The following is a 12,940-nucleotide window of genomic DNA, read 5'->3' as shown; positions in this document are numbered from 1 at the left end:
ACGCTGACAATTTGTCAGCGTTTCGGCTACTGAGTCAGGTAGCCATCATCAGGCGGGCGGATGGTCTAAATCTCGTTCCAGGTAGTAAGCCTCAACACTTTTTTCAATCTGTTCAGGAGTTAATTGATCACATTGCTCATTGGCTTCGTTAGCGATTCTTGCAACCCAATAGGTATCAGGTTGATTTGTGGCATAACAAAGATACTTGATGGCAATTGCCATTGCTAATGTGTTAACCACATAGTGTTCTTTGTTAATTAAAAATTGAGAATTATCTTTATTCATAAATGTCCTCATCGTCATATTCTTCGCTTGGGTCGTAGTAAGGTGGCATTTTTCCCCATTTAGTTGACCAAAAATCATCACCACGTAAATAGTCACGTCCACATTCTTGAGGCGGACTACCAGGAATTAAAATCATGGCTATCCCTTGGGCAAATAGTTGAACATATCCACCTTCGGGATTTTTTAAGTCAGTCCAGCAGTGGCAGTTGTTAATAAAAATTTCTTTTTCTCTGTGCCATTCCAGTTTGAAAAATTCATAATGCCAACGCTGGGGATTGCCCCAATCTTGGGGACGATAAAATGTCATAAGTGGCTGTTCTGCTTGCGAACCGTCTTCATTTAGTCCGTAAATAGTCACAGCGTTGTGAACTTCAGTAATTTTTTTCTCGGTCATAAATTTCTACGGTTTTTGACTCGGTGATTGGAACAGGTGCAACGGTCAGCAGCTTCTAGCCAGGTGTCACGAATGGCTGTGGCATTTTCACCAAAGAAAGTTTGCTGTTCACCGTTGTGCCAGGTGATGACAGCGATGGGGTTGGGTAACTCCTCAAACTGCACTTGGCGGACTTGGGCTAGATTTAACCAACCGGCGGTGGGTGTTTTGCAGGTAAACACTGTAGGAACTGATATGATTTGCATAGAATCTACGTCGCTGTGGATTCGGAATTTTAGCGATCGCACTCCTCCAAATCCAAGCAGTGCGATCGCACGAAAGCGATGGCTTTTGCCATCGCTTCAAAAAAATATCAGTAGTTAGAAACTGCCAACGGTATCGTTATCCGGGGACGTTGCCCCAGAGTCAAAAGGGATGTTATCAATCTCCGATACGGGTGATTTAACTGCGGTTACTTGTTTTTGAAGTTCGCGTAACTCCTGTCTAAGCTGCCTGATTTCCTGTTGAATTTTTTGGCTAGCATCTTCTCGGATTTTGCGTTCAACCATTTCCGCAAGACGTGAGATTTGTTCTTCTACGTCATCTGTCTCGAAAACTTCAGCAAACAGTTCTAATCTCTTAGACTCGTAGTTCCCCAAGTTGAGAACTCGTTGATAACTAATGGTTTTGATTTGCATATTGTTTGTGCTAATTTTTACTTGGTAGACGTTCCGACTCTGAAAGCGATCGCACTTCGATGCTCCTAGTGCGCTCGCTTTTGAAATTTTGAGTTATCCTTAAACAACTTCTGGCTTGGGTTGGTGGTCGAAAACTACTGCAAAGCTCCCCCCTCCCTGGCGCAGAATGCTCATGTAGGCATCAGCATCAGTGCGCGTGCGAAGACGAGCAACGCAGATATTGTTGCCGTTGGGCAAGTATTGGAAAATTGCCCAAGGTCTAATTTCGTCGCGGTAAGACATCTATTAAATCTCCTGAATTTTGAAAAAATCACCAGCACGAGGTGTACACCTGGCAAGTGCTGGTGTGTGCGAGCTATCAAGTGTTTATCTACGTAAGGAATCGCCGGGGGCATCTCCGGCGAAAACCTATTAAACCTATAAAAAATGGTGTGTGGTCGGTTCGATTTGCGTCTAAATTGTTTCTCCTTTACTAAACAACAAAATCTGTGGCGCGATGGTGAAGTGAATGCGCCGGGTGTAGGGGTGTGGGGAGTGGGGAAACTCCCATGACTAATTACCAATGACCAATGACTGATCACTGACAGGTGACTTTTGGCTGAGGGTGTTTCCACGCAAGGTCTAGGCGTGGGTGCTTGCTCCTGAATTTGCCCTCACAGGCACATCGGCAAGGGTGAGGGGGGAGCGTGTTTAAAGTATCAGTTTTTTTGCACGTGATACATTGGAACTGTTATTATTAATTGCACGTGCAAAAACATAAGTCAAGGGGTACTGACTAAATGCACGTGCATACTCCCGGAATAAGCACGTGCAATAATTGAGGAGTCGAATATGATGGCCAAGGATGCAAAACGAAAATCAAGAGAGAAAGACAGTCAACGCAACATTGAGAATGAATGTTCAGGACTGGGAAGCGTTGCAAACGAAAGCTCAACAAATGGGATTGAGCAGAACGAAGTTCTTGACACAAATAGCGAGGGGCGAAATTCAACTAGAGAAGAAAATATTATTGGAGGACAGGGAACTATTGGGAAAATCCTTAAGCAACTCCAAGAGTTGCAACAGGCTCACTTAAATTATGTAGATGCTCACAAAGAACGACTGGAAGCAAGATTACAAGAAAATGAATTACACCGTAGCCAAGTCATTGAAGGAATGCAACAGTTAGAAAACCTTCTGACTAAGCTTTTAGGTGAAATAGAAGAACAGCCTTAAACCGTCCCACCTATGGGTGAGGGCGGTTTTGATTTATGAAATAACCGTGAAGATTGAAATGCGAGGCTTTACCGATGTGTTTAAGGTAACATTCCTCGCATAGTGGAATTGAACATCTACCTTTCAATTCCTATGGAAATTCTAATTCAACTACTCCTCAATCTTCTGATTATTTATTACTGCATAGTCGCCTTGATCAACATATTTCAGTATGTTCGTTGCGAGTGGCAAGCGTTTATTTGCAAGTGGAATCGCAGACCACAGGGGAGAGTCTCCCATTCATACCGCACCGACCCCAGAAACAGATACTTACAAAGCGATTTACTCACCTTGCTCAAAGGTGACGTTCCCACCGCCAAGCGACTTTTAGCACAACAGAGGCGAAAAAATCCCGGTCAGTCAGATAACTGGTACTTAGAGAAAGTTATTCACGACCTGGAGCGCGATCGCCGACGCAGTTAAAACCACCCTGAACCGGGTGGCTTGCATCTATCTACTCGGATTATGACAGGAAAGCCAAAATTACAAAATACCCAGTGGACAGAAGCACATGACGCTTACTGTCTCGAAAACAAACTCACCCCCGCCGCCAAACTCCTGTGGCAATGGCTAATCCGCCAGGGAATCGGGGATGAGCAAGAACCAGACCTGAAAGAATTTAACCAATGGGTAGAAAAGCACCGGGGCAAAGGATACACCAGACCAACCCTCAAAGATGCCCTAGCCCAACTCGTTGATTGTCGAGTGGTGCAGATAGTCAAACAATTTACGTGGCGAATTGTACGAATAGTTACACGTCCCCTTGATTGGCTCAACCCGAAAAAAAATTTACGCCATCGACATCAAAATTGCGATTCACGACCCTCAAACCCGCAATCAGCCGATGACACCCCTAACAGCAGCAGCAATTCCTCTAATGACACAGCTTCCCGTGAGGAGATTCTCGCAGTCTGTTCTGAAGCAGGTATCTTTTATCACCCTGAAAAACCTGCCAAAATCTTCAACTACTCACTTGATGATGTGCTGTTAGCTATTGGGGTTTACAAATTGCGATCAGCCCAAGAGCGAATACGTAACCCTCAAGGATGGCTGATTGATTGCCTAGAGTGGCGTTACTGGGAAGACATGATGGCTTGGGGTGGATTATGAAACAACAATCATTATTCGACCTGCAACAGTTCACTACCCCCCATTCCCTACCCCCTAATTACGATTCGTATTGGGATGAAATAGATACTCAGCAGAAAAATACACACACTGTTCTGGAGCAAACTAAGGGAGCATTAAAACCTTATTCTAATGTTCTGGAGCAAGCAACAACCGATACAATTAAATCTGCTCCAGAACACAATCACTGGGTAGAAAAGTACACCGTGATTCGTTACGGGAAAGAACATCATTATTACCGTTACCTGTGGATGTCAGGGCGGAAGCTGCACCATGTTCATATACCCGGTGGTAATGTCAAAAGCGCGATCGCAATTGCCAGGAAACAAGAAATTGAAATTGCGATCGCGGCTGGGAAATCACCAAGGGAGATTGAGAAAATTATTCACTCCTGGCGTAATGTTCGGGGTTAATGTTCGGAGATGTCCCCCTGCCCCCCTGCCCCCCTGTCCCCTATGCCCAATGCCCCATGCCCAATACCCCTAGTGTCAAGCATTCTCAATAATATTATTGATTCCCGGCGCGAAGCTGTGGGCCTATAACATGGGGTTCAAAGTATTGATTTTTCGTTCATTTATCAATAAGAAGTCTTTTATCGCAAAAATATTATTGATAGTAGGTGGCATTAAGGTTATAAAAATGCGATCGCGTAAATCACCAAAACGCGATCGCTAGATCAGGAAATTACTGTTGTCTAATTTTACTCACAAAAAAATAGCGATCGCGTTAGTCGGCGCGGTCGCTGCTAATTAAACCTTTTAGAACTTTTAAAACTTAATAGCTACAACTATAAACAAAAAAAATAGCGATCGCGGCTGTTGAAAGGCGATCGCATCTTCCATAAATAAACGCTTTAAAATCTTCTGAGACTCCACTATGTCACGGAATCATAGATTGCGGGTATAGTTTCTCGGCTTCATCCCAAGCCTTATCAGCAAGTTCTTCAAGTGCTTTTGCTAAGTCATAGGGTTGATCATAGCGTCCCAGTTGGAATTGGACATAAAAATCATTAATTAGTTCATTCATAGTGTGGCGATCGCTCCTCTAATTTGGTCAACATCAACATCGATGTAACGCTCCAAAGCCTTAAAATCACGATGTCCGGTAATTTTCTTAATCGTGTAAGGACTTGTACCGTTACGGTGCAGCTTAGTTATAAAGCTGCGGCGGGTGGAATGAGTGCTGATACCCTTAGCTGAAAAACCGGCCTTTTCACAAGCCCGGTGCAAAATGTCATAGGCATTACGCCAAGTCATCGACTTTTCACCGTCCCGGCTAGGAAACAACCAGACACTATCCCCCGGTGGTGAGTAAGAAGCTAAAGACTCATTCAAAACGGGATGTACAGGCACTTGGCGAGTTTCCCGGCTACCATCAGGCCGACGCTTGCGAGTCGATGATCTAAAAGTGATAGTGTCACGAGGTGAACCATCGCTGTTGTAAACATCGCTTACCTTCAGCTGAACAATTGCCCCCCATCGTTCCCCCGTATACCAAGCTAAATCTAGAAGCAACTTATATTTTTGAGTTTTTAATTGCCGTCGTAGCTTAGAATATTCAGCGTCGGTAAGAATAGATGCTTGCCCACACCTATTATTTTTCATCTTTAATTTTCCTCTTTTGATATTCCGGTTTAACCAAGGTGATAAGTTAAATCGGAATATTTTTATTTTTAGCTATCAGCTAAAAGTGCATCAATCCTAGCTGTATCAATACTTTTACGTCCTCAGCAATTGTTCTGCTTTTACATAAAACTGGAAGATTTACTAATTCTTAAATGCAGACTAAAACGGATTTATTCACTACATCAAAAATCCGAAATATGGCAGAACCTACATTAGTTCAAGTATTTGGCGCAAACGCTGTACAAGATGCGACAACTTTAACCATTACCAAAGCTGATTTAGTCGATGCTGGTTTAACAGTATCCGCCACCAATACGGCTGAATCATTGTTAATTGCAATTCTTTTGAAGGCGCAACAGTATCTTACACAAACAAATCAAGACTCTAACAGCGACCAAAGCGTTGTTATCAGTAACGGTTTTCTCCCATCGTTTGTAAGCCGTGGTGATGCGACTTATCGCCAAGATACGCTAACCGTGGCAATGGATAAACCAGCCGGAAGTACAGCAATAGATCCAGACGATTATTAATGACACTTCTACCCTTAACCCTGGCTCAAATTTTCGGTGAAAATGCGAGTCAGGATGACACTCAATTGGTTATTCATAAAGCCGATTTACCAAGCTTAACCCCCATGCTTAGTAACACGGCTGAGTCCTTGTTGATAGCACTCTTGTTAAATGCTATTAGGAATTTTTCAGGTTACTTAGAAGATGATAACTATCAGCAAATAACTGACGAGAATAATAATCCCATTGAATTTGATAATTCAGAAGCTTTTGAAAATTTGAAAATATTACATTGGAACAACAGGTTTGTTAAATCCAATAATGCACTTTGCATTAGAAATACATTAGTTATTTTAAAAAATACTCAACATGAAGATTAACGAATTTCCCGAAATATCAGAAATTACAGATAATGATTTTATACTTTGCTGGGATGCAGAAACAGGAACAACTAGAAAAATAAAAGCTTTTGATTTAAAAGCTTATTTCGCAACAGAAACCCAAAACACAGAGGTTTTAAGTTATCAATCAGACGGAGACACAAATGGCTTATTTTATTATCTAGGTACTAACAAAAATACTGTTTCGTTCACCAATCCTCAAAATACTTCTGTTGTAATCTCAGCTAGTGCAACTGGTGCGGGTAGCGTGGCAAATCTAACAAATAGAATAGCAGATGAATTTTATACACCGAGTGCCTTAAATAGTTGGGTTAAAGTTTTCCTTATTTCTGGCACGTTAAAACCTAGTTATTACTCACTAAGGAATAGAAACACTACACAGCACTATCTTAGAAACTGGAAATTCCAGGGAAGTAATGATGATGTTAACTGGGAAGACATTGATACACAAGTTAACAACACAACTATTAATGCAGCATCTCAATGGCTGAGTATTCCTGTTACTTCTAACACCCATTACAAACATTTCAGGATTTTACAGACAGGCGTAAATAGCAATAGTTTTTATTATTTATGCCTTGGTGAAATAGAACTATATGGGGAGTACATCTATTAATGTTTTGCAATGAAGGCGATAAGCCAAGAGTTGAATATTACTCTCAATCCAAAGGTAAACAAATTTATCAATCTAAAGTTGCTCCGATTGAAGTGATTTTAGATAGAGTCAAAAAAAACGACAAAGGCGAAGATTACAACGCTGAAGGATTTACTATCAAATATGCAAACGGTGGTGAGCAAACAGTAATCAATTATCGTACTCAAAACAATAACTCTGAAATTCAGTTTTGGAGTTGTGGTAATCCCGAATGGGACAACCCACAACCAGACGGAAGTTATTCAGTTTGGTATCCGTTGTCTAGCCCGATTGTAGAGATAGATAAATCTAGAGGGTGTCCGCCGCCAATTCCCCCGCAAGATTATGCAATCAGGATTTTACATGATGGGGTAAAAATATTTTCTGATAGAAGCGATACAGAGATTAGTTATACAGTAATTTGTGGGAATTGCCCCCCAGGAACTATTGAATGTAAATGCCCTGAGTATCCCGGCTACTGCTGTATACCTTGCAATGAAATTAGGCAAGGAATAGCAGCTGCAACATCAGCAATCAGGAGAATTAACAATGGCTGATTGCTGTAATGAGATTAGGGCAGAATTAGCGGCTTTACGTGCTGAAATCGCCAAGATTAAGCCTGTTGATGAACGGCGAATAATTAAAGCATCTGTAGCAGAAGCGGAAGCTTTAATCATCCCAGCCGTATTAACATTAATTGCTACTAAATTAGCCCCATTATTGCAATCTATTGATAGCGCGGTAGCCCTAGCAAATGCAGCCATGAAAGCCGCCGCCACCGCCGCATCTACAGCAGCAGCAGCCGCCGCAAAAGTCGCAGCATTAGCAGCCGCGATCGCAGCAATATTAATTTCTATCGCAGGAATTGAAATTTTAGGCCGGCGTATTGATGCTGTAGAAAGAGGCTTGGCAGGGTTTAATAATGATTTTTCACGGCTAATTAATGCCATTGCAGGAGTTAGGGCAATTGCTGAAAACGCCCAATCTACTGCCAACAGTGCTAATGGTACAGCGAATAAGGCTGATAGCACGGCTAATCAAGCATTGTTCAAGGCTGGAAATGCCGAAGCTGTCGCAGGAGATGCCAGAACCAAGGCAGATAGAGCGATAGAAGTAGCTAACAAAGCAATCTCTACAGCTGCTGATGCTCAATCACTCGCTAGGCAAGCTGGGGAACAAGCGAGGGAAGCTGCTGTTAGAGCTAACACCGCAATCAGTGCGGCTGATCAAGCCAGAGTAATGGCGACAACTGCGACAGCAACAGCCGAAAACGCATTAGGAATTGGAAATACGGCAGTTATCACAGCTAGAAGAGCGATAGATACAGCCGATGAAGCAATGAGAGTTGCTCGTAGCATCCCAGCCGGGCGTAAAGGTGAAAAAGGCGATCGCGGTGAAAGAGGATTGCAGGGGATACAGGGAATACAGGGCATCCCCGGAGCGATGGGGCAAAGAGGGGAGATAGGCTTACAAGGCTTAAGGGGTGCAAGAGGTTTCCAAGGTTTAAGAGGCCAGAAAGGTGAAAAGGGCGAAAAAGGACAAGATGCAGAGATGGACGCACAATCGAAGGCTTTATTAAAACAAATCGCTACCAACGCAGCATTTATTCCTGCACTAGTGGCAAGACCAGCCCCCTTGAGCTATTCGCAAGCTACACAAGCCGCCGCTACTGGAACTTGTAGCACAACAAAACCGGGAGGGTGTCTCCACAACCTCCACAATCAAACTAACAATACCATTCAAAATGGTTTTAATAATCTCTCTAACTTTTTAAATGGTTTAGGTATTGCGAATCTAACAAACACGGTAAACGGTATTAATACTAAGCTTGGTAGTCAGCTTAAAAATGGTATTAGCGGGGCGGTGAATAGCATAGCAAACAATCAATTAACCCAAGCTATTAGTAATTACCTGATTTTAGCTACGACCATACATAATGCGCTGATGTTAAGCCGTAGTTTGGGTGAAACTCTTTTTGCAACAGTTGACGTAGTTCTTAAGGTGTTTGGAATCAACATTAAAAATGCCCAAGGCGAAGAAGTTGGGACAGGCGTGTTAATAAATAACGCTATTAAAGGTTTAGTTATTGGAGTAATAGGAGAAGCACAATTTAAAGCGGCTTCCGATACATGGAATAGAGCCAGCAGAATTTATCAAGCATCAGCCAACTTATTAAATGCTGTTCAATCTATAGGACAAAGCATTATCAACGCATTACAAGTAGTTGGCGGTAATGTCGCCAAGATAGGAAATGCTCTTAGGATTTGGGGCGAAGTTAGCGATAAAGCTTACAACTTCATGAACCCTCAACCCAATTTTCAAAACAGATTTTTTACTGGTTTAGAAACTGCTGAAACTGTAGTTAGTCACGTTAATAGCGTGGCTAGTGAAACATTAAGCGTCAAAGAAACAATTGGTCAACTAGGAACATTAAAAGCTGACCTTGATAAAAATTTAAAAGGTGACGAAGGCAGTAAACCAAGTCCTACTGTTCCAGAAGCAGTCAATATTAAAACCCAAGTAGAAGCCAGCAAACTAGCATCTGTCGGACAGGAAATGGTAGAAGCTGACCTAGAACCCGATGAAATAGAGGAGAACCCCACACCCAATGGTTAACACAGGCGAAACTACAACCACTACAAAGCTAAAATCCGACTTACCGGAAGTCTTTTTAAAGTTCAACACTTTTACTAATTTCGATGCAATTTCTATTAATGGAATAGCGGAAACAGGGGGGAGATTTTGTACCTTTGAAATCAGTGTTACCGGAGTAAAGCTAGCCTTTGCTATAGCAACATTTAACCGATTATTTAACTATTTATTAAATTCAGTCAACAGTGATGTCAACCCGATAGCAGGGTTGAATACAGTCCCCATTCCTAATGTTGTGGGGGCTTTTGGTACAACTCCAGAGGGGGAATGTTTAATTCAAGTCGATAGATCCGAATTAGCTCCAACTGTTACTTTAACCTTCACGGGTCAAAATCTACGGTTAGACTACCTGGACGAATATTTAAACCGAACCCTTGCTTATTTAACAGAAGCATTACAGGGGGATTTAAATCCAGATGAATAAACTTTCGGAAGCGCAATTAAAGGCAGAGGAAGACAGAAGAAAGCGTGAGTTGATTGACTCTGTAATTCTCAATGTCTATAAAAACTCTGCAACTCCAGCAACTAGAACAGTAGAGGAATTTTTAGGAGTAGTTAAAACCCCAAGCCTTGATATCCCTGTCTATAAAGTTAAGCACTACACAGGCACTACAGAAAAAATAGAAAATGGAATGTTTAAGTTTTCTAGGTTTGTGGCTGATGTCGGAGGGGTGAAAATTTCTCAAGATACTTATGACGACTTAATGAAGCTTATAGGGGGTTTAACATGACCCTACCAGAGAATTTTAATGAATGGGAATTTTTGCAAGATACCCTCCGACGCTGGCACAATAAAGCCGTCGCGCAATACTTCAACAATCAAAAAGAAAATAGTATCGAAACCCCGAAAGAGGGATTGCGTCACGCTTGCACCATGAAGGATGAAGACACATCAACAATGACCCTCATGAGAATGTGGTTATTTGAGGTGACGGCTGGCCGACTGCAATCAGTTCAAGCCCCAATTTACGGTATACCTGTACAGGAATTTCAAAGAGAAACCAAGTTTAGACCACAAATCAAACTGTATTTTAAAGAACCTTATGACATCACAAAACATAGTGACGGCACAGAGCAAGTGCGGGGTGAAATCAGCTTTAGAATCATGAACAGAACTGCTGCAACTATTATGCCAACTGATGCAGCAGAATACGCCCGTGAAATTAAAGCGGAATTTGCTACACCGCCATTAATTTGGAAGAAAGGTAAATATAAATGCACTTATTTAGACTTGGAGAATGGTTTTGATTTACGTTTATTATGTATATCTAAAAGTGAAGGGATTAGTACAGTACAAAGTGTATTAAAAATTGTTGATAAGACTTACAGTGATAACAATTTTCAATTTATAGAAAATACTAAAGAATTTCCCACCAATCCAGGAACTCATATAATTTACGGGAAGTCTACAGAAAAATTTCGACAACGCCCGACTGCTGACGTGAAGTTTACCCATGCTCAATTAATTATTCCAGGACGAGTCAAGCCGGTTAATTTAGTCTCTGTTGGTAGACGACTACGCAACGCACTAGAAAATGTGTAATGGTTTTTTATCAAGTAAAAATTTTTTCGACAAGTTAACTTCCCACTGGTAAAAACCAATCAAAAACCATTGCTATGGTTGGATTGTACATAAAACTCAACAAAAAATAATATGGCTTATTCAGATATTAGTCGTGGTGTGAAATTGGCTCAGGATCACGCTAGGTATATGCAATGGCTGCAAAAAGATACTGAAGCTAGACAGGCCGCTTACGCCGCAATTACAACTCCGGCGAACCGGGCAAAAGCAGAACGAGTTCCTGGGTATATTATCCCGTTTGATGCCAGTGGCGCATCACTTGTTTATCTTCCTACCCGTTTACTCAGTGCCACTCAAAATGGTAGAGGTGCTGCGTTAGCTACCACGCTCAAAGGTATTGTTGATGAATACACCTTTAGCACTCAAGAAGTAGCTGCACTTACCACACCGAATATCTTAGAAAGTGCGAAAAAATTCAAATTTGCAAAAGTAACAATTATACAAAGGGTACAGACTGCTGAGACTAAAGAATCATCTAGAATCACAGGCAGAAAATACTTTAGACACGAAAATGATTCTGTTACCGCTAATTTTGGTAAAAAGCTGGCGGCTGATACTTATGACAGCGTAGTCCAAGCCATTAAAGAAAAGCCAGCATTTATTGGCTTATTTACTGGCTCTGATAACGCTGCTGCGAGCCGTTATCGTTTCGTTCCAGAAGGTGTGTAATGTCTATCGCATCCGACAATAATTCACTATGGATTCCTCAAGACATTGGGGATTTACTGACTGTTTCTGTTGATTGGGATGCGGATGAATCTACAGTTCAAGGAATGCTGAAAGTTAATGAATCGGCTGATCAATGGCTGAAAGGGCAATTAGACGATTACACATACTTTGAACTGTTAGATCATTACGGCATTAACCCTTATGGCTTTGTTGGCGAAGTTGAGGATCACATGGCTTTACTAATGAGGCGAACGTGAGAACTTTACAACTAAGCAACGCCGACAACTGGGAACAAATATATAACACTTCAGTTGCGGCGGTTTGGATTACCCCTACTGTTCATGCCGTTATTCCTAAAATCACAGTTCCCGTTTTGATAGATGCTCACGTTTTAGCAGTCTACATTACAACAGAAATTCCAGAGGGGCGAAGCTGGAATTTTGCGGGTTATCTTCACCAAGAATTTAATTTAGGCTTGACTGTTGGGGGAACTCCAGAAGCTGATGAAGTCTCTACGCGCAAGATTTTTCTTAACAGAATCAAGCTGATTACTTTTCCTAAGTTAACGCCTAACTATGCTATCTCGTTCGATGTTCCCAAATGGTTTACTAGCGTCAGTCTCATCGTTTGGAAATATATCGGTATTGATTATGACTCTGTTGAGCAATTATTAACTCAGGATATCCAACCGACATTAACACGCATTGAATCAAAAATTGATTCACTATGAAGATTGATATTAACAACGCTCTCACTATTCTTATAGGGCTTTTAACTGTGGTGGGGGCGATTTACCGATTAGCCCAAATCGAATCTAATATTAATGCTCGGATTGCCAAAGTAGAGAATGATTTACTAACAGCGATTGATCATCTAAAAGAAAATTTTGTAGATCGGCTGTACACCACTGAGAAAAAAATAGATGTACATTTGACTGAATATAGCGAGAAAAAACAGTTTCTCGAATATCGGCTAAATGATACCGATAAGCGAATTGAGCATAAATTTAACCGCTTGGCTAACTGGATTAAGCAGATAGCCGGGTTTCTCGGTAAGGAGTCGAATTTTCAGATCCGGGACGATCAGTTTTAACTCGCTGGGGATTCACTCTAGCAATTTTTCTTGGCCAA

At 41.6% G+C, this 12,940-nt stretch carries 23 protein-coding genes; 16 read left to right on the top strand and 7 right to left on the bottom strand.

Going from position 1 to position 12,940, the window contains the following annotated elements:
* Positions 1-48: 48 nt before the first annotated feature.
* From ACPZ3T_RS08595 to ACPZ3T_RS08575, 5 genes are all read right to left on the bottom strand, one after another.
* Positions 49-285, bottom strand: a complete 237-nt coding sequence (locus ACPZ3T_RS08595; protein ID WP_490275255.1) for a hypothetical protein — start codon at positions 283-285, stop codon at positions 49-51.
* A complete protein-coding gene (locus tag ACPZ3T_RS08590) occupies positions 278-679 on the bottom strand; it encodes a hypothetical protein (protein WP_490275253.1) in 402 nt (133 codons plus the stop codon). The genes ACPZ3T_RS08595 and ACPZ3T_RS08590 overlap by 8 nt, the downstream gene beginning before the upstream one ends.
* Complete coding sequence (locus ACPZ3T_RS08585; RefSeq protein WP_490275251.1) at positions 676-924, bottom strand: hypothetical protein; 249 nt, start codon at positions 922-924, stop codon at positions 676-678. Before ACPZ3T_RS08585 ends, ACPZ3T_RS08590 begins: the two co-directional genes overlap by 4 nt.
* A gap of 114 nt (positions 925-1,038) precedes the next feature.
* On the bottom strand, positions 1,039-1,356 hold the full coding sequence (locus ACPZ3T_RS08580) for a hypothetical protein (protein ID WP_490275249.1): 318 nt from the start codon (positions 1,354-1,356) through the stop codon (positions 1,039-1,041).
* Positions 1,357-1,455: 99 nt separating this feature from the next.
* Complete coding sequence (locus tag ACPZ3T_RS08575; protein WP_490275247.1) at positions 1,456-1,638, bottom strand: hypothetical protein; 183 nt, start codon at positions 1,636-1,638, stop codon at positions 1,456-1,458.
* A gap of 549 nt (positions 1,639-2,187) precedes the next feature.
* Between ACPZ3T_RS08575 and ACPZ3T_RS08570 the strand changes: the two genes are divergently transcribed.
* The 4 genes from ACPZ3T_RS08570 to ACPZ3T_RS08555 all read left to right on the top strand — a co-directional run bounded on the left by ACPZ3T_RS08570 (position 2,188) and on the right by ACPZ3T_RS08555 (position 4,151).
* Positions 2,188-2,571 carry a hypothetical protein gene (locus ACPZ3T_RS08570; RefSeq protein WP_490275245.1) on the top strand — a complete coding sequence of 128 codons (384 nt, stop codon included), beginning with the start codon at positions 2,188-2,190 and terminating at the stop codon, positions 2,569-2,571.
* Between the two features lie 132 nt (positions 2,572-2,703).
* A complete protein-coding gene (locus tag ACPZ3T_RS08565; protein ID WP_490275243.1) occupies positions 2,704-3,033 on the top strand; it encodes a hypothetical protein in 330 nt (109 codons plus the stop codon).
* Positions 3,034-3,075: 42 nt separating this feature from the next.
* On the top strand, positions 3,076-3,720 hold the full coding sequence (locus ACPZ3T_RS08560) for a hypothetical protein (protein WP_490275241.1): 645 nt from the start codon (positions 3,076-3,078) through the stop codon (positions 3,718-3,720).
* Entirely contained in the window at positions 3,717-4,151 is a 435-nt protein-coding gene (locus ACPZ3T_RS08555; RefSeq protein WP_490275240.1) for a hypothetical protein, read from the top strand. The genes ACPZ3T_RS08560 and ACPZ3T_RS08555 overlap by 4 nt, the downstream gene beginning before the upstream one ends.
* Positions 4,152-4,617: 466 nt before the next feature.
* Here ACPZ3T_RS08555 and ACPZ3T_RS08550 read toward each other — a convergent pair whose 3' ends face one another.
* Together ACPZ3T_RS08550 and ACPZ3T_RS08545 are read right to left on the bottom strand one after the other, a co-directional pair.
* Positions 4,618-4,764: a hypothetical protein gene (locus ACPZ3T_RS08550; RefSeq protein ID WP_490275238.1), complete on the bottom strand. Its 147-nt coding sequence runs from the start codon at positions 4,762-4,764 to the stop codon at positions 4,618-4,620.
* Positions 4,761-5,342, bottom strand: coding sequence for a tyrosine-type recombinase/integrase (locus ACPZ3T_RS08545; RefSeq protein WP_490275236.1), 582 nt, complete (start codon positions 5,340-5,342; stop codon positions 4,761-4,763). The genes ACPZ3T_RS08550 and ACPZ3T_RS08545 overlap by 4 nt, the downstream gene beginning before the upstream one ends.
* Positions 5,343-5,515: 173 nt before the next feature.
* Between ACPZ3T_RS08545 and ACPZ3T_RS08540 the strand changes: the two genes are divergently transcribed.
* The 12 genes from ACPZ3T_RS08540 (at position 5,516) to ACPZ3T_RS08485 (ending at position 12,902) form a co-directional block, all read left to right on the top strand.
* Positions 5,516-5,893: a hypothetical protein gene (locus ACPZ3T_RS08540; protein WP_490275234.1), complete on the top strand. Its 378-nt coding sequence runs from the start codon at positions 5,516-5,518 to the stop codon at positions 5,891-5,893.
* Complete coding sequence (locus ACPZ3T_RS08535) at positions 5,893-6,252, top strand: hypothetical protein (RefSeq protein WP_490275232.1); 360 nt, start codon at positions 5,893-5,895, stop codon at positions 6,250-6,252. The genes ACPZ3T_RS08540 and ACPZ3T_RS08535 overlap by 1 nt, the downstream gene beginning before the upstream one ends.
* Complete coding sequence (locus ACPZ3T_RS08530) at positions 6,242-6,889, top strand: hypothetical protein (RefSeq protein WP_490275230.1); 648 nt, start codon at positions 6,242-6,244, stop codon at positions 6,887-6,889. The genes ACPZ3T_RS08535 and ACPZ3T_RS08530 overlap by 11 nt, the downstream gene beginning before the upstream one ends.
* Positions 6,889-7,464, top strand: a complete 576-nt coding sequence (locus ACPZ3T_RS08525) for a hypothetical protein (protein WP_490275228.1) — start codon at positions 6,889-6,891, stop codon at positions 7,462-7,464. The genes ACPZ3T_RS08530 and ACPZ3T_RS08525 overlap by 1 nt, the downstream gene beginning before the upstream one ends.
* Positions 7,457-9,523, top strand: coding sequence for a collagen-like triple helix repeat-containing protein (locus ACPZ3T_RS08520; RefSeq protein ID WP_490275226.1), 2,067 nt, complete (start codon positions 7,457-7,459; stop codon positions 9,521-9,523). Before ACPZ3T_RS08525 ends, ACPZ3T_RS08520 begins: the two co-directional genes overlap by 8 nt.
* Positions 9,516-9,983 carry a hypothetical protein gene (locus ACPZ3T_RS08515; protein ID WP_490275224.1) on the top strand — a complete coding sequence of 156 codons (468 nt, stop codon included), beginning with the start codon at positions 9,516-9,518 and terminating at the stop codon, positions 9,981-9,983. The genes ACPZ3T_RS08520 and ACPZ3T_RS08515 overlap by 8 nt, the downstream gene beginning before the upstream one ends.
* The gene (locus ACPZ3T_RS08510; RefSeq protein ID WP_490275222.1) at positions 9,976-10,290 is read left to right on the top strand and encodes a hypothetical protein; all 315 of its coding nucleotides are present in this window, start codon (positions 9,976-9,978) and stop codon (positions 10,288-10,290) included. The genes ACPZ3T_RS08515 and ACPZ3T_RS08510 overlap by 8 nt, the downstream gene beginning before the upstream one ends.
* Positions 10,287-11,102: a hypothetical protein gene (locus ACPZ3T_RS08505; RefSeq protein ID WP_490275220.1), complete on the top strand. Its 816-nt coding sequence runs from the start codon at positions 10,287-10,289 to the stop codon at positions 11,100-11,102. Before ACPZ3T_RS08510 ends, ACPZ3T_RS08505 begins: the two co-directional genes overlap by 4 nt.
* A 111-nt stretch (positions 11,103-11,213) precedes the next feature.
* Positions 11,214-11,810 carry a hypothetical protein gene (locus ACPZ3T_RS08500; RefSeq protein ID WP_490275218.1) on the top strand — a complete coding sequence of 199 codons (597 nt, stop codon included), beginning with the start codon at positions 11,214-11,216 and terminating at the stop codon, positions 11,808-11,810.
* Positions 11,810-12,067 carry a hypothetical protein gene (locus tag ACPZ3T_RS08495; RefSeq protein ID WP_490275216.1) on the top strand — a complete coding sequence of 86 codons (258 nt, stop codon included), beginning with the start codon at positions 11,810-11,812 and terminating at the stop codon, positions 12,065-12,067. The genes ACPZ3T_RS08500 and ACPZ3T_RS08495 overlap by 1 nt, the downstream gene beginning before the upstream one ends.
* Positions 12,064-12,540: a hypothetical protein gene (locus ACPZ3T_RS08490; RefSeq protein ID WP_490275215.1), complete on the top strand. Its 477-nt coding sequence runs from the start codon at positions 12,064-12,066 to the stop codon at positions 12,538-12,540. The genes ACPZ3T_RS08495 and ACPZ3T_RS08490 overlap by 4 nt, the downstream gene beginning before the upstream one ends.
* Positions 12,537-12,902, top strand: a complete 366-nt coding sequence (locus tag ACPZ3T_RS08485) for a hypothetical protein (RefSeq protein WP_490275213.1) — start codon at positions 12,537-12,539, stop codon at positions 12,900-12,902. Before ACPZ3T_RS08490 ends, ACPZ3T_RS08485 begins: the two co-directional genes overlap by 4 nt.
* Positions 12,903-12,940 lie beyond the last annotated feature (38 nt).

It is taken from the genome of Aliinostoc maniaoense, assembly GCF_058172895.1.
This window is presented reverse-complemented; position numbering and strand designations above follow the sequence as displayed.